The organism is Sedimentitalea sediminis (assembly GCF_042687825.1).
Taxonomy (GTDB): Bacteria; Pseudomonadota; Alphaproteobacteria; order Rhodobacterales; family Rhodobacteraceae; genus Sedimentitalea.
This window is the reverse complement of record NZ_JBHUQE010000008.1, coordinates 21,640-42,796: the sequence shown is the minus strand read 5'-3', so window position 1 is coordinate 42,796 and position 21,157 is coordinate 21,640. Positions and strand designations below refer to the sequence as shown.

Sequence of the window (21,157 nt, the reverse complement as noted above, 5' to 3'; positions counted from 1 at the left end):
CGGCAGCCGTTAGGGTCAGCCGGCCAGCATCCGCAGCCCCTGGGTCACGTCCGACCGCACGGCCAGGCGCAGTCCCGGCTCGTCGCCGGCCTTGAGCGCTGCAATCATCAGCTTGTGGAAATGCGGCGGCTCGGTGCGGCGCAGACGGCCATAGAGCGCCCGCATGGTCGGCCCCATCTGCAGCCAGACGGTTTCGGCCATCGCCAGCATCGCCGGGGCCTGGGCGCGCAGATAGAGCGTGCGGTGAAATTCGAGGTTGCTGCGGATATAGCCGACCGCGTCGCGGTTCGAGACGGCCTCGGCAATTGCGCCGTTGATCGCCTGCAGCCGGTCAATCAGGGCGATATGGGCGCGGGGCAGGGCGCGGCTGGCCAGTTCGACCTCCAGCAGCGCCCGCAGCGCGGCCAGTTCCTCGATCCGCTCCTGCGTCAGTTCGGGCGTCGAGACCCGGCCGGAACTGGACAGGAACAGCGCGCCTTCGGCGACCAGGCGGCGCACGGCTTCGCGGGCCGGTGTCATCGAGACATCGAAATCCCTGCCGATGCCGCGCAAGGTCAGCGCCCGACCGGGCGCGATCTCGCCATGCATGATGCGACCGCGCAAGGCGCGATAGACGCGATCATGGGCAGCCACCAGCGTGGCTTCGGTGGGGCGGGTCGATATCATGATCCGATCTGTGATCACAAAGCCGGCAAAGGTCAACAGCCCGTCGGATCAGAATTGATACATGTGCAGGCTGCCGCCCTCGCGGCGCAGCCATTGCCGTTGGGCCGCGCAGGGACCGTGCAGGCGCTGGACGGTGGCCCAGAAGGCGGGTGAGTGGTTCATCTCGGCAAGATGCGCCACCTCATGTGCCGCGACATAGCGCAGGATGTCCGGCGGCGCCAGTATCAGCCGCCACGAGAACATCAGCCCGCCGCGCGACGAGCAAGAACCCCAGCGGGACCGGGTGTCGCGCATCGTCAGCCGGTGATAGGGCCGGCCCAGCATCGCCGCATAGTGATCGGCGGCGGCGGCCAGCCGGTCGCGGGCCAGTTCGCGTAACCAGGGTTGCAGGCGGCGGGCGGCATCCGGGCCGGGCACGCCGATCTCACCATTTTGCCGCAGGACCCGCCGCCCGGGGATCAAGGTCACGCGATGGGGCACGCCCTCGATGGGCAGATCGATCCCCGGCTCTACCGCGATGCCCAGAGGGCGGGTGTCCAGATGTCCGCGGATCCAGTCCTGTTTCGAACGGGCGAAATCCAGCGCTTCGGCATCCGGCACGCCCGGTGGCAGGGTCAGCGTGACTCGCCCGTCCAGGCGCGACACCCGCAGGCTGATACGCCGCGCCCGACCCGAGCGGCGCAGCTTGACCGTCACAGGCGGCGACCCTGGCAACTGATGCTCGGCCATATGCGTGTCCCTTCCCGGTCTAAAGGCTTTGACAGTGCGCATGTCATATGGCACGTGACCGGAATCGTCGATCCGACTCAGCAGATAATCAAGGGGATTCACATGCCCAAGGAAGAATGGGGTACAAAACGCCTGTGCCCGACCACCGGCAAACGGTTTTACGACCTGAACAAGGACCCGATCGTCAGTCCCTATACGGGCGAGGTCGTGGAAATCGTCGCCGGCAAGGGCCGGATGATTGCCGCCGATGCCGAAGACGCGGCGACCCGCAAGGCCAAGGAAAAGGAAACGGATGACGAAGTCGTCCTCGAGGAAGACGACTCGGTGGATGTCGATCTGGAAGACGACATCCTGGAAGACGACGATGACGATGATGATGTCTCGCTGGACGAGATCGCCGACGTGGCGGTCGAGGACGAAGACTGATCCCAGGATTCTGCGCGTGGCGGGATTTTTCGCTTGATCCCGCCCGAATCTGCGCCTAGACACCGGCGCACGGTTCCGGGGCCTTAGCTCAGCTGGGAGAGCGCTTGCATGGCATGCAAGAGGTCAGGGGTTCGATCCCCCTAGGCTCCACCATCTCACATATGAAAAGCACCAGATAGGTCTGCCTTTTTCGTCAGAGGATTTGCCTCTGCCGCGCAGACCGGTGCTGTTTTCCCTGCGAAAATCCATGCTGCTCCGATCCGTGCCGATGGCAGTTCGATCGCCTCGCGGCCCTTCCCCCTGTCGAATCCGAGGATGACCCATGAGCGATCATTTCTTCGTCGTGACGGGCGGCCCCGGTGCGGGCAAGACCAGCCTCATCACCGCGCTCGCCCGTCGCGGCTTTCACACAATCCCCGAATCCGGCCGCGCGATCATCCGCGAAGAGATGGCCAGCGGCGGGGATGCCCTCCCGTGGGCGGATCGCATGGCCTACGCCGGACGGATGCTCGAACGCGACCTGCGCCCTACAGCGCCGCACAGGCGCTCTCTGGCCCAGTGACCTTCGACCGAGGCATTCCCGACATCCTGGGCTACCTGACGCTCTGCCGCCTCCCGGTGCCGCCACGCGTCGCCGCCGCAACCAAGGAAACTCGCTACAACTGTCGCGTCTTTCTTGCACCTTTCTGGGAAGAAATCTTCGTGCAGGACACCGAACGCAAGCAGACTCGCGCCAAAGCCGAAGCGACCTGTGCCGTCATGCGCGAGACCTACCCCGCCCTCGGATACGAAATCACAGAGCTGCCGCGCGCCGACATTGTAACACGCGCCGACTTTGTCTGTAAGCAACTGGCCAATTGACCGTCATCTCTAGATGCCGTGGCGAAACTGCTGAAGCAGACAAACCGCATGGTCCATCCGGCCTCCCGCTGCCTGGCACTCACGGCCCAAAGCCGCCTTTGCGCTTGGCATCCAATTGCTGCGGGCGCAGTCCATAAAGCGAGGTTCACGTTTGAGATATCGGGCGTTCGACTCTACAGAAGTCAGCCTTGAGCAATGAGCCACTATACGCTGCAATAACCCGGCGTTCCTAAACTAATTCACGCGATCTAAGAGAAATCTGTATGCTGACGCCCACCACGCGACAACGGAAAGCGTTACTATGCCTTGCCTACCAGGAATGGGAGTATGCAGCTCAGATCCATGGAGCGGGTGCAAAAACGATTGCGTCTCTTCTGGAGAATGGATGGATAGAACCATTCGTCAGTGAGAAATTCGTAGGTGGTGTTCATGAACGCTATAGCATCACAGAATTAGGACGCAGCGCTTTGTCTGCTCCGCGTCCCAAGAAATCGAAATCAAAGCCTTCGCTTCGCACACAGCCATCCAGGTTGAAAACCCTTCCGCCGCGATTCTAGCAGCCTGGGTATCCAAGACAGTGACGAGTGCCCGATCAGGGCAGCACTTGCATAGTAGTAAGCACACCTATGGTGGCGAGATCGAATTCTCTAGAGTCTTTAGATTCGAGCGAACGGTGCTAAGTGCTTCTATGGTGACCCGCTCCCCTTTGTCGGACCACCTGGCTGGAGATTTTCCGGGGGTTTGAACTCGGGGCGGCCTGCCCAGACCCGAGCCGTTTATCAGCGAGATCGGAGGTTCTTTCCCGATTGCGCTGATAAGGCTGGCGTCCATGCCGCCATACTTGGCGCGCCACTTGTAAACCGTGGCGCTGCTCATGCCGTGCTCCCGGCACAGCTCGGACACCGGCACGCCGCCCTCCATCTGCCGCAGGATAGCCATGATCTGGGCTTTAGTGAAAGGTGTCTTCTTCATCGGAATCTCCTCGTTCATCCTGCCGAGAAAATTCGACTTCCGCATCCCCCCAAAGATCGGGGGGGATTACCCCCGCTTCAGGCTGCGGGCCCGGGCGATGGCGCTGAACGCGTCGAGATGACGAAACTTGATGCGGCGATCCACCATAGTTATCCATATTGATAATCAATAGCCCTGTAACTCATTTTCATTATCGCACTCGATATGTGAAATTCGAACCATGTGTGAGGAAATCGCGATGAAGACGCGGGTGGCAATCATCGGCGGCGGTCCGTCGGGGCTGTTGCTGTCACAGCTTTTGCACAGGCGTGGCATCGACAGCGTCGTTCTCGAACGAAAGACCAAGGATTACGTGCTGGGCCGCATCCGCGCGGGGGTTCTGGAACAGGGGTTTGTCCGGCTGCTCGAAGAAGCCGGCTGTGCCGAGCGGTTGCATGCCCAGGGATTTGTGCATGACGGCACGCTGGTGTCCTATGGTGACGACGTGTTCCGCATCGAATTCAACGCGCCGACCGGATCGCCGGTGGTGGTCTATGGCCAGACCGAGCTGACCCGCGATCTGTACGAGGCGCGCGAAAAATCCGGGGGACGGCTGGAATTCAACGCCGAGGATGTCGCCATTCACGGTGCCGACGCCGACAGCCCCCATGTGACCTACCGGGTTCAGGGGGCGGCGCGACGGATCGACTGCGATTTCGTCGCCGGGTGCGATGGGTTCCACGGCGTCAGCCGACAGACCATTCCGCTGAATGTCCGCCGCGAGTATGAAAAGCTGTATCCGTTCGGTTGGTTGGGGGTTCTCAGCGAAACGCCGCCGGTTCATCACGAACTGATCTATGCCAATTCGGACCGGGGCTTTGCGCTGTGCTCGATGCGCAATGCCAATCTCAGCCGCTATTACATCCAGTGCTCGCTGAGCGACAGCCCGGAGGACTGGACCGATGCCGCCTTTTGGCAAGAGCTGAAGCGTCGCATCCCTGCGGCATATGCCGAACAGCTGATCACTGGCCCTGCGATCGAGAAAAGCATCGCGCCGCTGCGCAGTTTCGTCACCGAACCGATGCGCTGGGGCCGGCTGTTCCTGTGCGGAGACGCCGCCCATATCGTGCCACCCACCGGCGCCAAGGGGCTGAATACCGCGGCCAGCGATGTCTACTATCTGTACCATGGGCTGGTACGGTTTTATGAACAGGACGACAGCACCGGTCTGGACAGCTATAGCGACGACGCGCTGGCGCGGGTCTGGAAGGCCGAGCGGTTCAGCTGGTGGATGACCAACCTGCTGCACCGGTTTCCCGACCAGTCCCCGTTCGATTTGAAGATGCAGAAGGCCGATATCGAGTTTCTGCGATCAAATCCGACGGCGCAAAGCGTGATGGCGCAGAATTATGTCGGCCTGCCCTATTGATGCAATGGGCGAACCGGTGCCCAATGGCACAGGATGCCACCGGTCTGCAGGGCCGCACGCCGCCACAACGACAAGGGAACCCCTGATGCCTGATCGCTATGAAACCGGCCTGTCCGTGCGCCGCGCCGTTCTCGGGGACGCGCATGTCGACCGGGCCGAGGCCAACCGGACCGATTTCGACCAACCGTTCCAGACCCTGATCACCGAGGGCGCCTGGGGCACCCTGTGGGCCGATGACACGATCAGCCGCCGCGAACGGTCGATGCTGACACTGGCCCTGCTGGCCGCGACCGGCAATTTCGAGGAGATCCCGATGCATGTCCGCGCCACCGTGCGCACCGGCGCCAGCCGCGAGGACGTGATGCAGGCCTTTCTGCATGTCGCCGTCTATGCCGGCGTGCCCAGGGCCAATCACGCGATCAAACTGGCGAAACAGACCTTTGCCGAGATGGAGGGCACGACATGAAACCGGCCGAATACTATCAGCGCGACCGGGCCAGGCACCCGCCGGCCCTGACGCCGGACTACAAGACTTCGGTGGCCCGCAGCCCGCGCCTGTCGCTGATCAGCCTGCAGCAATCGGCCAGCGAGATCACCGGGCCGGTGTTTGGCCAGGACGATATCGGGCCGCTCGATCATGACCTGATCCGGAATTTCGCCACGGATGGCGATCCGATCGGCGAGCGCATCATTGTGCATGGCCGGGTGCTGGACGAAAACGCGCGGCCCGTGCCCGGAACACTGGTCGAGATCTGGCAGGCCAATGCCGGCGGCCGCTATCGCCATCAAAAGGACACCTATCTGGCCCCCATCGACCGCAATTTCGGCGGCTGCGGGCGTACCCTGACGGACGAAACGGGGTATTACTTTTTCCGCACGGTCAAGCCCGGCGCCTATCCCTGGCGCAACCAGATCAACAACTGGCGTCCGGCGCATATCCATGTCAGCATCTTTGGCAGCGCCTTTAGCCAGCGCCTGATCACCCAGCTTTATTTCGAGGGCGATCCCCTGATTCCGCGCTGCCCCATCGTGCAGACCCTGCCGGACGCGGATGCGGTGGATCAACTGACCGCGAGGCTGGACATGAATGCGACGATCCCGCTGGACAGCATCGCCTATCGGTTCGACATCGTGCTGCGCGGGCGGCGTTCGACGCTCTTTGAAAACCGGCTCGAGGGGAACTGACATGCGAAAGCCGGACTATCTCAGGGAAACCCCGTCCCAGACTGCCGGACCCTATGTGCATATCGGACTGGCGCCGGGTGCGGCGGGGTTTGACATCTATGACAACGAACTGGGCCGGGACATCGCCGGCCCCGGGGCCAGAGGCGACCGCATCCGCGTCGAGGGGCTGGTGATCGATGGCACTGGCAGCCCGATCAGGGACGCGATGCTCGAGGTCTGGCAGGCCAATGCCGAGGGCCATTATGCCCATCCCGAAGGCGGCGGCCCGGTCGAGCCGGGCTTTCGCGGCTGGGGCCGGGTGATCACCGATTTCGACACCGGCGAATGGCGGTTTGACACGGTCAAGCCGGGGCCGGTGATGGGCCGGTCCGGTGTCATGATGGCGCCGCATATCAGCCTGTGGATCGTCGCGCGCGGCATCAATATCGGCCTCAACACCCGGCTGTATTTCGAGGACGAAGCCGCGGCCAACGCCGCCGACCCGGTGCTGAACCTGATCGAATGGCAGAACCGGCGCCCGACGCTGATCGCAAAACGGTCCGAACGCGACGGACATGTGGTATACCGGTTTGACATCCGCGTTCAGGGCGACGGCGAAACCGTCTTTTTCGATATCTGACGCGCCGACCCGCAAAGAGGACCAACATGACCGATCCCTGTATCCTGTGCTGCGCCATCACCGGCAGCGTCGCGACCAAATCGGACAATCCCGCCGTACCGGTCAGCATTTCCGAACAGATCGAAAGCAGCCAGGCCGCCTTTGAGGCCGGTGCCAGCATCATCCATGCCCATGTGCGCAATGACGATGGAACACCCAGCTCGGACCCCGAGAAATTCGCGCAACTGAAGGAGGGTCTGACGGCCCTGTGCCCCGGCGTGATCCTGCAGTTTTCGACCGGCGGGCGGTCGGGGGCCGGGCGCGCGCGCGGTGGCATGCTGCCGCTGCGTCCGGACATGGCGTCGCTGTCGGTCGGTTCGAACAACTTTCCCACCCGGGTCTACGAAAACCCGCCCGATCTGGTGGAGTGGCTGGCCTCCGAGATGCTGGAATATGAAATCAAGCCCGAGATCGAAGCCTTTGACCTGAGCCATATCTTCAAGGCCCGTGAAATGGCGGACAAGGGGCAACTGGCGGGCACGCCCTATGTCCAGTTCGTGATGGGCGTGAAAAACGCCATGCCCGTCGATCGCGAGGTGTTCGATTTCTATGTCAGGACGGTGCATCGCCTGTTCGGAGAGACCGCACCCTGGTGCGCTGCCGGGATCGGCCGGCATCAGGCCACGCTGAACGAATGGGCCATTGCGGCGGGGGGGCATGCGCGGACCGGTCTTGAGGACAACGTGCGGCTGGACCGCGACACGCTGGCCCCGTCCAACGCCGCGCTGGTGGCCCGCGCAGCCGATATCTGCCAGGATCATGGCCGTCCCGTCGCGACCCCGGCCCAGGCCCGCGCGATCCTCGGTCTGCGGCCCGTCACGGGCTGAGGGCCGGGCTGCATACCGGCCCTGTCGGGCCCCGATCCGGTCGCGGCAACGCGCTTGCCAAGTTGCCGCACCCATGCAACCCTGACGCTCCAGAAACCTGCCCAAAGACCGGCGAGGACACGGGATGCAGACCGAAACGACAACGCGCGCACCGCATTTGCCGCAGGTGATCGAACGGCGAAATCCGGGCATGGCGCTGGATATGGACTGGCTGCGCGGGGTTCAGGCCAACACCTCGGCCATTGAACGCCGGGCCGCGACGCTGCCGGGGCGGCGCACGGTCAAAAAGCAGTTTCAGGCCGCCTGGCTGCTGCGCGCGATCAGCTGTATCGACCTGACCACGCTGTCGGGTGATGACACCGCCCAGCGGGTGCGGCGGTTGTGCGGCAAGGCGCGTCAGCCGGTGCGCCCCGACCTGTTGCAGGCGCTGGGCATGGACGGGCTGACCGTGGGCGCGGTCTGTGTCTATCACGACATGATCGCCACCGCCGTCGAGGCGCTGCACGGCAGCGGCATCCCGGTCGCCGCCGTCAGCACCGGCTTTCCGGCCGGGCTGTCGCCCTTTCCCCTGCGTCTGGCCGAGATTGGCGAGAGCGTGGCCGCCGGGGCGGCAGAGATCGACATCGTCATCTCGCGACGGCATGTACTGACCGGTAACTGGCAGGGTTTGTATGACGAGATGCGCGCCTTTCGGGACGCTTGTGGCGCGGCGCATGTCAAGGCGATCCTGGCCACTGGCGAACTGGGCACGCTGCGCAATGTCGGACGTGCCAGTCTGGTCTGCATGATGGCGGGCGCGGATTTCATCAAGACCTCGACCGGCAAGGAAACCGTGAACGCGACGCTGCCGGTGACGCTGGTGATGATCAGGGCGATCCGCGACTATTACCGCCGCACCGGGTACCGGGTCGGCTATAAACCCGCAGGCGGGATATCCAAGGCCAAGGATGCGCTGGTCTATCTGGCGCTGATCAAAGAGGAACTGGGCGACCGCTGGCTGCAGCCGGACCTGTTCCGCTTTGGCGCCAGTTCGCTGCTGGGCGATATCGAACGACAGTTGGAACATCACGTCACGGGGGACTATTCCGCCGGCTACAGGCATCCCACGGGATGAGCGGGCAAGGGAGCGATACCATGCCCGAGAAAGCGGGTTTTCACTGGCGCGACGCAGTGGACATGGCGCTCAGGCATGCCGAGGTGGCGACCAAGCTCGTCCAGTTCTTTTTGCTGGCCAGCATCGCGGTCGGCGGCTGGATGGTGGCGTCCGACGATCTGCGGGCCGCGGAACGGTTCAGCACGAACCGGATCGTTTTTGCCGTGATCTACACGATGCTTGCAATGCCGGTCTGGTTTGCGCTGCTTGACCTGCAGAAACGGATCAACGCCTGTTATGCGGCCGCCCGCCAGTCGGTTCCCGCGGTTTCGCGGGACCTTGCCAACGACTTTCGCCCGCAGCTGGTGACTATTGGGTTTCCGGTATTCGTGATAGTCATTGACCTTATCATTCTTGCCATCCGCTGACAGGGGGCCGACATGAACGTCCCGGAAATCTTTGAAACCATGGAATACGGCCCGGCCCCCGAAAGCCCGGACGCGGCGCTGGCATGGCTGGCCCAGCGCGGCAATGGCTTTGGGCATTTCATCGGCGGTGATTTCACCGCGCCCGGCACCGGATTCGACAGCCGCAACCCGGCCTCTGGCGCGACGCTGGCGACATTGACCCAGGCGACCCAGGCCGACGTGGATGCCGCCGTGGCCGCCGCCCGCAAGGCGCAGGGCAAATGGGCCGAACTGGGCGGTCCGGGCCGGGCGCGGTATCTCTATGCCATCGCGCGGCTGCTGCAGAAACACAGCCGGCTGTTTGCGGTGCTGGAGACCCTGGACAACGGCAAACCGATCCGTGAAAGCCGCGACATCGACATCCCGCTGGCGCAACGGCATTTCTATTACCACGCGGGCATGGCGCAACTGATGGAAGAGGCGCTGCCCGATTCCGAACCTCTGGGCGTTTGCGGTCAGATCATTCCGTGGAACTTTCCACTGCTGATGCTGGCCTGGAAGATTGCCCCGGCACTGGCCATGGGCAATACCGTGGTGCTGAAACCCGCCGAATACACCTCGCTGAGCGCCTTGCTGTTCGCCGAAATCTGCCAGCAGGCCGGGCTGCCAGCGGGTGTGGTCAACATCGTCACCGGCGACGGCGCGGTGGGCGAGATGATCGTTGCCGCGCAGGTCGACAAGATCGCCTTTACCGGTTCGACCTCGGTCGGGCGGAAAATTCGCGAGGCCACGGCGGGCAGCGGCAAGGCCCTGACGCTCGAACTGGGCGGCAAAAGCCCCTATATCGTCTTTGACGACGCCGATATCGACAGTGCCATCGAAGGGCTGGTCGATGCGATCTGGTTCAACCAGGGTCAGGTCTGTTGCGCCGGGTCGCGCCTGTTGGTGCAGGAAAGCATTGCCGAGGATTTCCACGCCCGCCTGCGCGACCGCATGGACCGTTTGCGTATCGGCGATCCGCTGGACAAGTGCATCGACGTGGGCGCCATCGTCGATCCGGTGCAACTGGACACGATCCACCGTCTGGTCGAGGCGAATGCGATGGGCGAGCGCCACGTCGCCGCTGTCCGGATGCCGGCCGAGGGGTGCTTTTACCCGCCGACGCTGATCACCGGGCTGACGCCGGCCGACTCATTGATGCAGGAAGAGATCTTTGGCCCGGTTCTGGTGGGCACCACCTTTCGCACGCCGGACGAGGCGGTGCAGCTGGCCAATAACAGCCGCTATGGGCTGGCGGCGACGCTATGGACCGAGAATGTCAACCTGGCGCTGGATATCGCGCCGCAACTGGCGGCCGGGGTGGTCTGGGTCAACGCCACCAACCTCTTTGATGCCGCCGCCGGGTTCGGCGGCGTGCGCGAAAGCGGGTTTGGCCGTGAAGGCGGCTGGGAAGGGCTGCGCGCCTATACCCGACAAAAAGGCAAGGCCAAACCGCTGATCCGGGGTGCGCGCGCCACCGGCAAAGCGAGCCCGCAGGATGCCCTTGACCGCACCGCCAAGATGTATGTCGGCGGCAAGCAGGCCCGCCCCGACAGCGGTTATTCCGATCCGATTTTCGGCAAGTCCGGCACCCTGCTGGGGCATGTCGGGCAGGGCAACCGCAAGGATGTGCGCAACGCGGTCGAAGCGGCGCAGAGCGCGGCGGGCTGGGGCCGGACAACCGGGCATCTGCGGGCGCAGATCCTGTATTACATCGCCGAGAACCTGTCGGCGCGGGCCGATGAATTCGCCGCCCGTATCGACGCGATGAAAGGCGGCAAACAGGGTTCCAAAGAGGTTGCGGCCAGTATCCAGCGCCTGTTCAGCGCCGCCGCCTGGGCCGACAAATATGACGGTCAGGTCCATGCGGTGCCGATCCGCGGTGTTGCCATGGCGATGAAGGAACCGGTCGGCATCATCGGCGCGCTCTGTGCCGACGAGGCGCCGCTGCTGGGGCTGGTCTCGGTCATGGCGCCGGCCATTGCCATGGGCAACCGGGTGGTTCTGGTGGCGAGCGAACTCTATCCTCTGTCTGCGACCGATTTCTACCAGGTGCTGGACACGTCGGATCTGCCCGGCGGGGTGGTCAACATCCTGACCGGGGCGCATGCCGATCTGGCCCCGACACTGGCGGCGCATCTGAACGTGGACGCGATCTGGAGCTTTTCCTCGTCCGACCTGTCCGCCGGGATCGAACGCGCCAGTGCGGGTAATCTGAAACGCAGCTGGGTCAACAACGGTCTGGCCATGGACTGGTTCAGGTCCCAGACGGCGCGTTTCCTGTCAGAAGCGACCGAAATCAAGACGATCTGGGTGCCTTACGGCGCGTGACCGTCGGCCGGGTCCGGCAAGCTTTCGCGCAAATGAAGCGGGTCAGTTTGTCGAGCCGTCCAGCCCGGCGGGGCGACCCACCACCACAAATTGCAGCCCCTCGGGATCCAGCAGTTCAGTGGCGACCCGGTTCACATCCTCGACCGTGACTGCTTCGACCTGGGCGTTGCGGGTGGTGGCATAGTCGATGGGCAGCCCCTCCATCTGCATGCCAGTCAGGATCCGGGCGATCTGGCCATTGCCGTCAAACCGCAGCGGATAGGCGCCGGTCAGATAGGTCTTGGCGGCCGCAACCTCGGCGGCTGTCACGCCCCGGGTCGCGGCCTTGGTCCATTCGGCGCGGATCACCTGGATCGCTTCGGCGATACGGTCATTGGCCGAGGCGACGCTGCCCAGATAGACCGCCGCCAGATCCTTGGGTGCGAGATAGGAATAGACACCATAGGTCAGGCCGCGTTTTTCGCGCACCTCGTTCATCAGCCGGCTTTCGAACGAGCCGCCACCCAGCACCTGGTTCAGCACATAGGCGGCAAAGAAATCCGGGTCCTGGCGGTCGATACCACGTTGTCCGAACACCGCCACCGATTGCGGCGTGTCGAAATCCACCACCGTGACGCCGCCGGTCAGTTGCAGGGTCGCCGGTCCCGGAATGGCGCGCCCTTGGGCCGGCAGATCGGCCAGCAACCCGTCGATCAGCGCGCCCAGTTCGGCCGGGGTGATGTCACCGACCGCGCCTATATACAGCCGGTCACGGGCAAAGACATCGCGATGCGCCTGAACCAGATCGTCCCGCGTCAGCGCCGATACCGAGTCGATCGTGCCTTCGCCGTCGCTGCCATAGGGATGATCGCCAAAGGCCAGCCGGGAAAAGGTGCTGCGCGCGATGCTGTCGGGATCCTTGGCATCGGATTGCAGGTTGGCAAGCACCTGGGCGCGAACCCGCTCGACAGCGTCCGGATCAAGGCGGGGTTCATGGATGGCGGCCCGCAGCAGCGCCAGCGCCGCGTCGCGGTTCTCGCTGAGAAACCGGGCCGAGATCGTTACCGAGTCGTCGCCGGCATCAAAGCTGAAACTGGCGGCCAGCGTTTCCGTGGCGCGGGCAAAGGCGCGCGCATCCAAGTCGGCCGCCCCTTCCTCCAGCAGGGCGGTCATCAGATAGACCGCACCGCGCTTGCCGGGCGCGTCCAGCGAGGTGCCGCCGCGAAACCGCAGTTCCAGCGCGGTAAAGGGGATCGAACGCTCCTCGACCAGCCAGGCTTTGATACCCGAAGGGGTCGTGAGCGACTGGATGTTCACTCCTGCTGAGACCGGCAGGGCCAGGATCAGCCAGGTCAAGAGCGCCAGAACCGGTTTCATTGCGTCGTCACCTTGTCTTTGCCGGTCAACCAGCCGGTCACCGAGTTTTCCGGTTGCAGAACCTGATGCGCCACGGCCAAAATCTGCTCAGGAGTCACGGCTTGCAGCACATGCGGCCAGGCCTGGACATCCGCCACCGTCAGTCCGGTGGTCAGCGCCCGGCCATAACGGTTGGCAACGCGGTCCACATTGTCGCGGGCATAGATTTCCGAGGCGCGCAACTGCATCTTGATCCGGTCCAAATGATCGGTATCGACGCCATCGCGCAGGAATTCGGCCAGGGCGGTGTCCAGCGCCGCTTCGGCCTCGGTCAGCGATACCCCGTCACTTGGCACCACCAGCAGATCAAAGGTCGTGTCATCCAGCGACGTGCCGTTGTAGAAGGCGGCGGAATAGACCGCTACCTGTTCCTGAAACTGCAGACGTTCGGTCAGATGCGACGTGGTGCCGCCGCCCAGAATCTGGGCCAGCAGCACCAGCGCAGCGGCCTCTTCCTGAGCGCCGCTATCGCGTTCCGGCGCCAGATAGGACCGGCTGACATAGGGCTGGGCCACCCGCGCGTCGCGATAGGTCATCCGCCGGGCCGCCGATTGCGGCGGTTCTTGCGTGCGCAGACGTTCGGGCAGGTCGGGATTGGCGGGGATGGCACCGTAATATTCCTGCGCCAGCTGCCGCACCTGGGTAGGATCGACATCGCCCGAAACCACCAGGATCGCGTTGTTGGGGGCGTAATAGGTGCGATAAAATTCCAGAGCATCCTCCAGGCTGAGCGTTTCCATCTCGTGTTTCCAGCCGATGATCGGCACGCCATAGCGGTGGTTGTAATACTGCACCGCATTGGCCTGTTCGTTGAACAAAGCGCGGGGGTTGTTCTCGACGCGCATGTTGCGCTCTTCCAGGATCACATCGCGCTCGGTGTCGATATTCTCCGGTGTCAGGCGCAGATTGACCATCCGGTCGGATTCCATGCGCATCATCAATTCCAGCCGGTCCGCCGCAACACGCTGGAAATAGGCGGTATAGTCATAGCTGGTAAAGGCGTTGTCCTGACCGCCATTCGCCGCGACGATCGCGGAAAACTCGCCCGCTTTCAGCTTGTCGGTCGCCTTGAACAGCAGATGTTCCAGAAAATGCGCGACACCCGAGGAACCGACAGGTTCGTCCGCCGATCCGGCCCGGTACCAGACCATATGCTGCACGGCCGGGGCGCGATGATCCTCGATCACCACGACCTGCATGCCGTTGTCCAGATCGAAACTGGTCACCGCATCGTCGATACCCGAGGCCGACACCGGCACAGCGGCCACGGCGATCGCCGCCAAACCGGAAAGAACGCGACGCATCCCTATGCACCTTCCATCATGATTCTGGTTTTCCTGAGCGACAACCTACGTGCGTGGGCGCGGTGTTCAAGAAGCCCTGTCACAAACGTGAGCGCGATCACTGATCCGTCGGCGGCGCGGTCGGGGTGCCGAACCCCGAGCGGCGGAAGGTATCGTTGGCCTCATAGGGGTCCATGATCTCGCGACGGTAGACCTGGCGGTAGCGATCCACCGGGAACAGCTTGATGCTGGTCATGCGACCCTGACGCTTGCGGAATTGCGCATCCGCTTCGGCCAGCGTTGTCCGGGTGTTGGCCGGCACACCATAGCGCCCGGTGGCGGTGATCAGCGCGCCGTCCGATCCGGGAACGCCGCGGTCCGGATCCAGTGCCGTGGCGCGGCCGCCCAGCGCGACAACCGCGTCGGCCCGGGGCGTCTGATCCACCAGGTTGGCCCCGCCCGGTGTCGGGGCCGGCAGCAGGTCGTAATCCTGTGGAGCGGTCAGCGGCTTGACCGGCAGGACCATGAATTCGTCCGGTCCCCGGGAATTGCTGCGCAGATCGTGCAACGGTTTCCTGCCGCATCCGGCCAGCGCCACGGCCATTCCCAGTATCATCAGACCCAGCGGTATCCGCATGGTTCATCTCCTGCCTGTTTGCATGGCTTTTAGCGCATTCGCCGGCCAAGGTCACGCCACCATTTTCCGGTGGTTTTTATCGTGAAAACCGGGCGGTGCGGTTCAGGGCGCGTTGCGTGCCCGGCTGGCCGGTTCGAACAGCACCAGGCCGATGGCACCGGCAAAGATGAACACATCCGCCAGGTTAAAGACGAACGGGTTGTGGATGCCGCAGCAGGACATGTTCAGGAAATCCAGCACATAGCCGTAAAGCAGCCGGTCGATCACATTGCCCAGCGCGCCGCCGATCAGCAGGCCGGCACAGAGCAGCATGCGCACCGACCCCGCATGCCGCGTTCGGACCCAGTACCAGACCGCGAAAACGACGATCAGCGAGAACAGGATCAACAGCCAGCGGGTCAACTCGCCGTCATTGCCCAGCAGGCCAAAGTTGATCCCGCGGTTTTCGCCATAGCGGAAATTCAGCAGCGGCGGCAGCACGTCGATGGCCATCCGGCGGGACAGGCCCATGGCATGGATCACCACGTACTTGCTGGCCTGATCGGCCAGAAACCCCGCCAGGGCCGCCCAGATCAGAGCACTGCGCGTCACGGATCGGGCCTTAGTGCCGGAAATGGCGCATGCCGGTGAACACCATGGCCAGACCGGCCGCATCGGCAGCGGCGATGACCTCGTCGTCGCGCATCGAGCCGCCGGGCTGGATCAGCGCCGTGGCACCGGCTTCGGCGGCGGTCTGCAAACCGTCCGCAAAGGGAAAGAACGCGTCCGAGGCCACGACCGACCCCTGGGTCAGGGGGGCATCCAGCCCCAGCGCCTCGGCCATGTCGGCGGATTTGCGCGCGGCGATGCGGGTGCTGTCGACGCGGCTCATCTGACCGGCGCCGACGCCCACGGTGGCGCCGTCCTTGACATAGATGATGGCGTTGGACTTGACGTGTTTGGCCACGGTCCAGGCAAACAGCAGATCGGCCAGTTCCGCCTCGGTCGGCCGGCGCTTGGTCACGACCCTGAGATCGTCTCTGGTGATGAACCCGGTGTCCTTGTCCTGCACCAGCAACCCGCCCGACACCTGGCGCACGGTCAGTCCGGGACTGCGCGGATCGGCCAGCCCGTCGGTGGTCAGCAGGCGCAGGTTCTTTTTGGCGGCAAAAACGGCCCGCGCGGCGTCGTCGGCCCCGGGGGCGATCACCACCTCGGTAAAGATGCCGGCGATCTCCTCTGCGGTTTCGCCGTCCAGCGGCCGGTTCAGGGCGATGATGCCGCCAAAGGCGCTGGTCCGGTCGCAGTCAAAGGCGCGCTGATAGGCCTGTTTCAGGCTCTCGCCCCGGGCCACGCCGCAGGGGTTGGCATGTTTGATGATGGCACAGGCCGCACCCTGGTCCGGGGCGAATTCGCTGACCAGTTCAAACGCCGCATCGGTATCGTTGATGTTGTTATAGCTCAGTTCCTTGCCCTGATGCTGTACCGCGTTGGCCACGCCGGGGCGATCGCTGCCATCGGTATAGAACGCCGCCTGCTGGTGCGGGTTCTCGCCATAGCGCAGGGTCTGCGCCAGAGTGCCGGCAACGGCGCGACGGCGCGGCGTGGTGACACCGATCGCCCCGGCCATCCAGGTCGAGACCGCGGCGTCATAGGCCGCCGTGCGGGCATAGGCGGTCTGGGCCAGTTTGCGGCGGAATTTCGGACAGGTCGCGCCATCATGCTGGTCCATGTCGCCCAGCAGTTTCTGGTAATCCTCGATATCGACCACCACCGTGACCGACGCATGGTTCTTGGCCGCGGCGCGGATCATCGCCGGGCCGCCGATATCGATGTTTTCGATGCAGGTGTCGTAATCGGCGCCGGCGGCGACGGTGGCCTCGAACGGATAGAGGTTGACCACCAGCAGGTCGATTTCGCCAATCCGGTGCTGTTCCATGGCCGCCATATGCGCCGGGTTGTCCCGCAGGGCCAGCAGCCCGCCATGCACCATCGGGTGCAGGGTCTTGACCCGCCCGTCCATCATTTCGGGAAACCCGGTCACCTCTGCCACGTCGATGACGTCCAATCCGGCGTCGCGCAAGGCGGATGCGGTGCCACCGGTGCTGAGCAGTTCGACATCGCGGGCTGCGAGGGCCTGACCCAGTTCGACAAGGCCGGTCTTGTCGGAAACGGAAATCAGGGCGCGGCGAATGCGGCGGGTGTCGGTCATGTCAGATCCTCGATTGTCACCTGTTGCGCGGGGCATAGTGCAATTCGCCACGGGATTGAACCGCAAGTTTGTCGCGCGCCCCGGCCGGGCGTCAGGCTGGTGCGGCAGCGCCGCGGTTCAGCTTTCCAGAACCGGTTCGTCCTGTGCCAGATCGCGCATCGCGACGGCGGTCTCTTGCGCCTTGGACAGCGACCAGCGGATGCGCGTCGCGTAATCCGTGGCGCGGCCCGACAATACGATCTGCCGCGCGGCGCGCGGCTTCAGCCGGCCGGGTTCCAGATAGACTCCGGGTTCCAGCGCCAGCTGGAATTGGCCGTCGTGGCGAAACACCCAGATTTCGCCGTTTTTCAACGCCATCGACACGGCGGCGCCGCCCAGATCCAGGGTCGCATCGACCTCGGGGTGCAGATGCAGCCGCAGGTCAAAGGCGATTCCGGTCAGCCCGACACGGTCCATGGCGTGATCGAAGCGGCGCCGGTCGTCCTGATCCATGGTCAAGAGCAGGTCCTCGCCGCTCAGCCCGCGACCGTCATGGCTCAGATCCAGGGTGCGCGCATGGATCAGGCCGAACTGTGCGGCATAGCCGTCATGGCCGCCCTGAAAGCGTGGCCCCTCAGCCCGTTCACGCATCTCGACGGGCACGTGCCGCGCACCATCGACCAGTTCCTCTTGGCCGGTTTCGGGTTCCGCACCGGCCAGGCGCGCACAGGAATAGCCGCTGAGGCACAGCGTTGAATGCGACGGGGTGGCGCGTCCGGCCCGGCGCCATTCGGCGCCGAAGGACGCGCCCGAGCCGCAATTCACGATCAGCGGACGCCGCCCCGAGGTCAGTTCAAAAGCCAGGGTCGAGGCATGCGCATCGACCGAGGCGGGACCGGCCGGCGGCGGCGCGGCATCGATGATCACGCTGGTGCGGCCCGCTGACATCCGGGCATAACCCATAGCCAGCCCCTGCGGCGGTCGCGGTTTGATCTGGCTGGCGGCCAGCGCCTGATACAGGCGGCCCTCAGAGCCGCGCCCGCCACCGTGAAACCGCGCCAGCCCGCCATCGGCATGACGCAGGCTGCGCAGGGTCGGCGCGATGCGCGCGATCGCCGACAGATGGGCCGGCGGGGTGTCGCGCCCCGCCTCCTGCAGCGCCGCCGCGGCCCAGGTCAGCAGGGTAAAGACCTCGAGCAGATCCTCGGGATTGCGCGTTGGCAGGCCACCCTCGGCATCGATCTGGCTGTCACATTCCCGCGCCAGCGCCCGCACCGCCGGATCCGCCAGGCGTTCCTTGCCCTCCAGGGACAGCCCGGCATAGATCAGCCCGGTCAGCGCCTCAAAACGCGGCAATCCCGGCGCCGCGCTGTGCCAACGCTTGGACAGAAACCAGCTCTGTCGTGCCAGCGCGCGGTAAAACGCGTCGCTGTCCGGTTTGTCCTGACCGCGCAACAGAAAGATCGCGTGATTGATCCAGCGGATGATCCGCCGGCCGGTCAGATCCGGCGTCCAGCCCGGTCCGCGGCCGCGGCCGAAATCGCGGATCCAGCCCCACAGCCAGTCCTGAGCACAGGCCCGCGCTCTGACATCGCCCACAGCCGCCAGATCGTCCAGCCAGGCAAAGCCGTGGCGTTCGGCGTCAAAGGCGAGATCGGGCGCCTTGGCCTGCCACAGGCCGGCGCCCGGGGGCTGCTGGACCAGAAAGCCCGCGAATAACAGATTGCCGGCCAGCAACTGCCGGCCGCGCGAAAAATCCCCGATGGTGCGAGGTTCGGGCTGCGAGACAAAACCGATCGCTGCCTTTTGCCGGGTGCTGAGCCGCGCATAAAGCCGGTTCAGGAACCGGGCGCGGTCTTGCGCGAAACGATCTGAATGCGACATCTGCTCTGCCTCTACGCTCTTTGGCGTTTGCGGCAATCCTACTATGCCGCGCGCGGCAAGTCACCGCCCAAACGCATCGGCCTGGATGCGGGTGTTGCAGCCCCCCATTGCCGCTTGCCGATCCGGGTCAGCCCGCCTTGCGCAGGCAGGCGATATAGAATCCGTCCATGCCGCCCCGGTCCGGCCAGTAATCGGGACGCAGGCGCAACCCGCCTTCGGCGGTGATCCAGTCCGGATCGATCCCCGGCAGGTCCATCGCGGCCCTGTCCGCCGCCATGTCGGGATGCGCCGACAGGGCGTCCTCGATCTGGACCTCGCCCTCGTCGGGCAGCAGCGAACAGGTGCAAAAGACCATCCGCCCGCCCGGGCGCAGCAGCGTCCAGGCATGGGCCAGCATCCGGGCCTGCAATTCGATGAGGGCGGCGAATTCTGCGCCGTCCTTGGCATGGGGCAGGTCCGGGTGGCGGCGGATCGTGCCGGTGGCCGAACAGGGGGCATCCAGCAGAACCGCGTCATAGAGTCCGCTCTGATCCAGTGCGTCGGCGACGCGCAGCTCGGCGCTAAGTTCCGTGCGTGCCAGATTTTCGCGCAGCCGTTTCATCCGTTGTTCGGAACTGTCCACCGCCACGACATCCGCCCCGGCGGCGGCCATCTGCAGGGTCTTGCCGCCCGGGGCGGCGCATAGATCCAGCACCGTCATTCCCGGCTGCGGCGCCAGAATGCGCGCGGGCAGGGCGGCGGCGGCATCCTGTACCCACCATGTCCCGTCCCGGTATCCCGGCAGGGCCGAGACCTGGCCCGGGCTTTGCAGCCGCAGCGATCCGGTCGGCAGGACGGTACCGTCCAATGCGCCAAGGTCGGCTCCGGGCTTGCCGGTGATATCCAGCGGCGCGCCGGTGAAATGTGCCTGCTCCATCGCGGCCACGGCCGTCGCCCCCCAGGCCTGAACCAGAGGCGCGCGCAGCCATTTCGGCGTCCGGGGCGTGCGCAGGGCCGCCCAGGCCCGTGGACCCTCGGCGGCGATCTTGCGCAGCACCGCGTTGACCAGCCCCTTGAGCTGGCCATGGCGCCGATGCGCGCCGACGATCTGCACCAGTGCGTTCACCACCCCATGCGCCGCCGCGCCGTGGCACAGCTCGACCGTGCCCAGCCGCAGCGCGTTGCGCACCGACAGAGGCGGGGCTTTGCGCAGGTGCTTTTTCAGCAGCCGGTCGGCCCGTTCCAACCCGCGCAGGGTCTCCAGCGCCAGACGCTGGGCGCGCGCGCGGTCCTCTGCCGGCAATGCGTCAAGCGCGCCGGCAGAGAGGCATTCGGCGATCAGCCGGCCTTCTCCGAGAACCTGATCCAGCAGGTGAATCGCGCTGCGTCGGGCCGCCAGGCCGGTCTCTGCCATGTTTCGTTTCCCCTTAGTGTGGTCGCGCTGCTCTTGTGCAGGGCGCGGCGCGCGGCGTATATCACGCATCAGACACAAAGGAACCCGCTATGACCGAGACATCCCGACGTGATCTGCCCGCCGCCGCGCAGCGGGCTCTGGCCGAGGCTGATGAACGGCGCAAGGCCGCCGAAAAGGCCGACCCGCTGCCCAAGGAACTGGGCGGTCGCGACGGTCCCGAACCGGTGCGCTATGGTGATTGGGAAAAAAAGGGCCTGGCGATCGACTTTTAGAGCCGCCGCAGGTCAGGAACCTGTCCGTACGCGGTTGCCCGATCCGCGTAAGGATCGGGCATGCCGACGTACAGGGTCCTGTGCTCCGGCATGCCGGTCAAATCGAACTGCCCGGGTATCAGGGATTCGAAGAGTTGGGCATCGTTGATGATGTGGTAGTGGTGCCGCTGCTGTCGTCGTCATCCAGCAGGATCGGCAACAGGACAACGGTCGCGACGATGGCGGCGGTGGCTTCGGGGGTCAGACCGCCCAGACCCAGTTCGGCGGGAACCCGGGCCTGCTGTTCGCAGGTCACACGGATCGATCCGTTGGCCAGGGTTTCGGCCCCGATAACCCGGCCGGTTCCGCAGGCCAGCCTGACCCGCGCCTCGGAAACAGCGGTTGCGGCCCCTTGGGCATATGCGCCGGCGGCAAACCCTGCCGACAATACGCCTGCGATCATTGTTGCTGAAATTTTGCCCATAGCCCCACAATCGAATCCTGTTACAATGCAGCCACAATAGCGAGAAGCAACGGCTTGG

General features: G+C 64.7%; 22 protein-coding genes, 1 tRNA gene and 1 pseudogene. 13 read left to right on the top strand and 11 right to left on the bottom strand.

Annotated elements, in window-relative coordinates; all coding sequences use genetic code 11:
* Positions 1–15: 15 nt before the first annotated feature.
* Complete coding sequence (locus tag ACFMPD_RS08580) at positions 16–666, bottom strand: GntR family transcriptional regulator (protein ID WP_380993388.1); 651 nt, start codon at positions 664–666, stop codon at positions 16–18.
* Between the two features lie 48 nt (positions 667–714).
* A complete protein-coding gene (locus ACFMPD_RS08575) occupies positions 715–1,395 on the bottom strand; it encodes a M48 family metallopeptidase (protein WP_380993387.1) in 681 nt (226 codons plus the stop codon).
* A gap of 102 nt (positions 1,396–1,497) precedes the next feature.
* Between ACFMPD_RS08575 and ACFMPD_RS08570 the strand changes: the two genes are divergently transcribed.
* The 4 genes from ACFMPD_RS08570 (at position 1,498) to ACFMPD_RS08555 (ending at position 2,682) form a co-directional block, all read left to right on the top strand.
* Positions 1,498–1,821: a TIGR02300 family protein gene (locus tag ACFMPD_RS08570; protein ID WP_380993386.1), complete on the top strand. Its 324-nt coding sequence runs from the start codon at positions 1,498–1,500 to the stop codon at positions 1,819–1,821.
* 77 nt (positions 1,822–1,898) lie between these two features.
* Positions 1,899–1,974, top strand: a tRNA-Ala gene (locus ACFMPD_RS08565).
* A gap of 169 nt (positions 1,975–2,143) precedes the next feature.
* Positions 2,144–2,383 (top strand): AAA family ATPase, encoded by a 240-nt coding sequence (locus tag ACFMPD_RS08560; RefSeq protein WP_380993385.1) that lies wholly within the window; start codon positions 2,144–2,146, stop codon positions 2,381–2,383.
* Positions 2,380–2,682: an AAA family ATPase gene (locus ACFMPD_RS08555; protein WP_380993384.1), complete on the top strand. Its 303-nt coding sequence runs from the start codon at positions 2,380–2,382 to the stop codon at positions 2,680–2,682. The genes ACFMPD_RS08560 and ACFMPD_RS08555 overlap by 4 nt, the downstream gene beginning before the upstream one ends.
* An 810-nt stretch (positions 2,683–3,492) precedes the next feature.
* On the opposite strand, the pseudogene ACFMPD_RS08550 reads toward ACFMPD_RS08555, so the two are convergent.
* Positions 3,493–3,654, bottom strand: a pseudogene (locus ACFMPD_RS08550) (transposase); the annotation flags it as partial.
* Positions 3,655–3,892: 238 nt separating this feature from the next.
* Between ACFMPD_RS08550 and pobA the strand changes: the two are divergent.
* From pobA to ACFMPD_RS08510, 8 genes are all read left to right on the top strand, one after another.
* Entirely contained in the window at positions 3,893–5,062 is a 1,170-nt protein-coding gene (pobA, locus tag ACFMPD_RS08545; protein WP_380993498.1) for a 4-hydroxybenzoate 3-monooxygenase, read from the top strand.
* An 85-nt stretch (positions 5,063–5,147) separates the two neighbouring features.
* The gene (gene pcaC, locus ACFMPD_RS08540) at positions 5,148–5,528 is read left to right on the top strand and encodes a 4-carboxymuconolactone decarboxylase (protein ID WP_380993383.1); all 381 of its coding nucleotides are present in this window, start codon (positions 5,148–5,150) and stop codon (positions 5,526–5,528) included.
* Positions 5,525–6,247 carry a protocatechuate 3,4-dioxygenase subunit beta gene (pcaH, locus tag ACFMPD_RS08535; protein ID WP_380993382.1) on the top strand — a complete coding sequence of 241 codons (723 nt, stop codon included), beginning with the start codon at positions 5,525–5,527 and terminating at the stop codon, positions 6,245–6,247. Before pcaC ends, pcaH begins: the two co-directional genes overlap by 4 nt.
* 1 nt (position 6,248) lies before the next feature.
* On the top strand, positions 6,249–6,866 hold the full coding sequence (gene pcaG, locus ACFMPD_RS08530; protein ID WP_380993381.1) for a protocatechuate 3,4-dioxygenase subunit alpha: 618 nt from the start codon (positions 6,249–6,251) through the stop codon (positions 6,864–6,866).
* A gap of 26 nt (positions 6,867–6,892) precedes the next feature.
* Positions 6,893–7,732 (top strand): 3-oxoadipate:acetyl-CoA acetyltransferase, encoded by an 840-nt coding sequence (locus ACFMPD_RS08525; protein WP_380993380.1) that lies wholly within the window; start codon positions 6,893–6,895, stop codon positions 7,730–7,732.
* 124 nt (positions 7,733–7,856) lie between these two features.
* Entirely contained in the window at positions 7,857–8,846 is a 990-nt protein-coding gene (gene deoC, locus ACFMPD_RS08520; protein ID WP_380993379.1) for a deoxyribose-phosphate aldolase, read from the top strand.
* A gap of 20 nt (positions 8,847–8,866) precedes the next feature.
* Entirely contained in the window at positions 8,867–9,253 is a 387-nt protein-coding gene (locus ACFMPD_RS08515) for a hypothetical protein (RefSeq protein WP_380993378.1), read from the top strand.
* Positions 9,254–9,265: 12 nt separating this feature from the next.
* On the top strand, positions 9,266–11,602 hold the full coding sequence (locus tag ACFMPD_RS08510; protein WP_380993377.1) for an aldehyde dehydrogenase family protein: 2,337 nt from the start codon (positions 9,266–9,268) through the stop codon (positions 11,600–11,602).
* A gap of 42 nt (positions 11,603–11,644) precedes the next feature.
* On the opposite strand, the gene ACFMPD_RS08505 is transcribed toward ACFMPD_RS08510, so the two are convergent.
* The 7 genes from ACFMPD_RS08505 to ACFMPD_RS08475 form a co-directional block, all read right to left on the bottom strand.
* Positions 11,645–12,958, bottom strand: a complete 1,314-nt coding sequence (locus ACFMPD_RS08505) for a M16 family metallopeptidase (protein WP_380993376.1) — start codon at positions 12,956–12,958, stop codon at positions 11,645–11,647.
* Positions 12,955–14,301: a M16 family metallopeptidase gene (locus ACFMPD_RS08500; RefSeq protein ID WP_380993375.1), complete on the bottom strand. Its 1,347-nt coding sequence runs from the start codon at positions 14,299–14,301 to the stop codon at positions 12,955–12,957. The genes ACFMPD_RS08505 and ACFMPD_RS08500 overlap by 4 nt, the downstream gene beginning before the upstream one ends.
* Before the next feature lie 97 nt (positions 14,302–14,398).
* On the bottom strand, positions 14,399–14,917 hold the full coding sequence (locus ACFMPD_RS08495) for a DUF3035 domain-containing protein (RefSeq protein ID WP_380993374.1): 519 nt from the start codon (positions 14,915–14,917) through the stop codon (positions 14,399–14,401).
* 102 nt (positions 14,918–15,019) lie between these two features.
* Positions 15,020–15,508 (bottom strand): signal peptidase II, encoded by a 489-nt coding sequence (lspA, locus tag ACFMPD_RS08490; RefSeq protein ID WP_380993373.1) that lies wholly within the window; start codon positions 15,506–15,508, stop codon positions 15,020–15,022.
* 10 nt (positions 15,509–15,518) lie between these two features.
* Entirely contained in the window at positions 15,519–17,108 is a 1,590-nt protein-coding gene (gene purH, locus ACFMPD_RS08485) for a bifunctional phosphoribosylaminoimidazolecarboxamide formyltransferase/IMP cyclohydrolase (protein ID WP_380993372.1), read from the bottom strand.
* Positions 17,109–17,225: 117 nt separating this feature from the next.
* Positions 17,226–18,971: a heparinase II/III family protein gene (locus ACFMPD_RS08480; RefSeq protein WP_380993371.1), complete on the bottom strand. Its 1,746-nt coding sequence runs from the start codon at positions 18,969–18,971 to the stop codon at positions 17,226–17,228.
* 127 nt (positions 18,972–19,098) lie between these two features.
* Positions 19,099–20,364, bottom strand: coding sequence for an RsmB/NOP family class I SAM-dependent RNA methyltransferase (locus ACFMPD_RS08475; RefSeq protein ID WP_380993370.1), 1,266 nt, complete (start codon positions 20,362–20,364; stop codon positions 19,099–19,101).
* 89 nt (positions 20,365–20,453) lie between these two features.
* On the opposite strand from ACFMPD_RS08475, the gene ACFMPD_RS08470 reads away from it, so the two are divergent.
* Positions 20,454–20,636 (top strand): DUF1674 domain-containing protein, encoded by a 183-nt coding sequence (locus ACFMPD_RS08470; RefSeq protein WP_380993369.1) that lies wholly within the window; start codon positions 20,454–20,456, stop codon positions 20,634–20,636.
* A gap of 118 nt (positions 20,637–20,754) precedes the next feature.
* On the opposite strand, the gene ACFMPD_RS08465 is transcribed toward ACFMPD_RS08470, so the two are convergent.
* Entirely contained in the window at positions 20,755–21,078 is a 324-nt protein-coding gene (locus ACFMPD_RS08465; protein ID WP_380993368.1) for a hypothetical protein, read from the bottom strand.
* Positions 21,079–21,157: the final 79 nt, after the last annotated feature.

Coding starts and splice junctions, on each gene's coding strand:
- ACFMPD_RS08580 (WP_380993388.1), bottom strand. CDS start 666: ATGATATCGACCCGCCCCACCGAAGCCACGCTGGTGGCTGCCCATGAT.
- ACFMPD_RS08575 (WP_380993387.1), bottom strand. CDS start 1,395: ATGGCCGAGCATCAGTTGCCAGGGTCGCCGCCTGTGACGGTCAAGCTG.
- ACFMPD_RS08570 (WP_380993386.1), top strand. CDS start 1,498: ATGCCCAAGGAAGAATGGGGTACAAAACGCCTGTGCCCGACCACCGGC.
- ACFMPD_RS08560 (WP_380993385.1), top strand. CDS start 2,144: ATGAGCGATCATTTCTTCGTCGTGACGGGCGGCCCCGGTGCGGGCAAG.
- pobA (WP_380993498.1), top strand. CDS start 3,893: ATGAAGACGCGGGTGGCAATCATCGGCGGCGGTCCGTCGGGGCTGTTG.
- pcaC (WP_380993383.1), top strand. CDS start 5,148: ATGCCTGATCGCTATGAAACCGGCCTGTCCGTGCGCCGCGCCGTTCTC.
- pcaH (WP_380993382.1), top strand. CDS start 5,525: ATGAAACCGGCCGAATACTATCAGCGCGACCGGGCCAGGCACCCGCCG.
- pcaG (WP_380993381.1), top strand. CDS start 6,249: ATGCGAAAGCCGGACTATCTCAGGGAAACCCCGTCCCAGACTGCCGGA.
- ACFMPD_RS08525 (WP_380993380.1), top strand. CDS start 6,893: ATGACCGATCCCTGTATCCTGTGCTGCGCCATCACCGGCAGCGTCGCG.
- deoC (WP_380993379.1), top strand. CDS start 7,857: ATGCAGACCGAAACGACAACGCGCGCACCGCATTTGCCGCAGGTGATC.
- ACFMPD_RS08515 (WP_380993378.1), top strand. CDS start 8,867: ATGCCCGAGAAAGCGGGTTTTCACTGGCGCGACGCAGTGGACATGGCG.
- ACFMPD_RS08510 (WP_380993377.1), top strand. CDS start 9,266: ATGAACGTCCCGGAAATCTTTGAAACCATGGAATACGGCCCGGCCCCC.
- ACFMPD_RS08505 (WP_380993376.1), bottom strand. CDS start 12,958: ATGAAACCGGTTCTGGCGCTCTTGACCTGGCTGATCCTGGCCCTGCCG.
- ACFMPD_RS08500 (WP_380993375.1), bottom strand. CDS start 14,301: ATGCGTCGCGTTCTTTCCGGTTTGGCGGCGATCGCCGTGGCCGCTGTG.
- ACFMPD_RS08495 (WP_380993374.1), bottom strand. CDS start 14,917: ATGCGGATACCGCTGGGTCTGATGATACTGGGAATGGCCGTGGCGCTG.
- purH (WP_380993372.1), bottom strand. CDS start 17,108: ATGACCGACACCCGCCGCATTCGCCGCGCCCTGATTTCCGTTTCCGAC.
- ACFMPD_RS08480 (WP_380993371.1), bottom strand. CDS start 18,971: ATGTCGCATTCAGATCGTTTCGCGCAAGACCGCGCCCGGTTCCTGAAC.
- ACFMPD_RS08475 (WP_380993370.1), bottom strand. CDS start 20,364: ATGGCAGAGACCGGCCTGGCGGCCCGACGCAGCGCGATTCACCTGCTG.
- ACFMPD_RS08470 (WP_380993369.1), top strand. CDS start 20,454: ATGACCGAGACATCCCGACGTGATCTGCCCGCCGCCGCGCAGCGGGCT.
- ACFMPD_RS08465 (WP_380993368.1), bottom strand. CDS start 21,078: ATGATCGCAGGCGTATTGTCGGCAGGGTTTGCCGCCGGCGCATATGCC.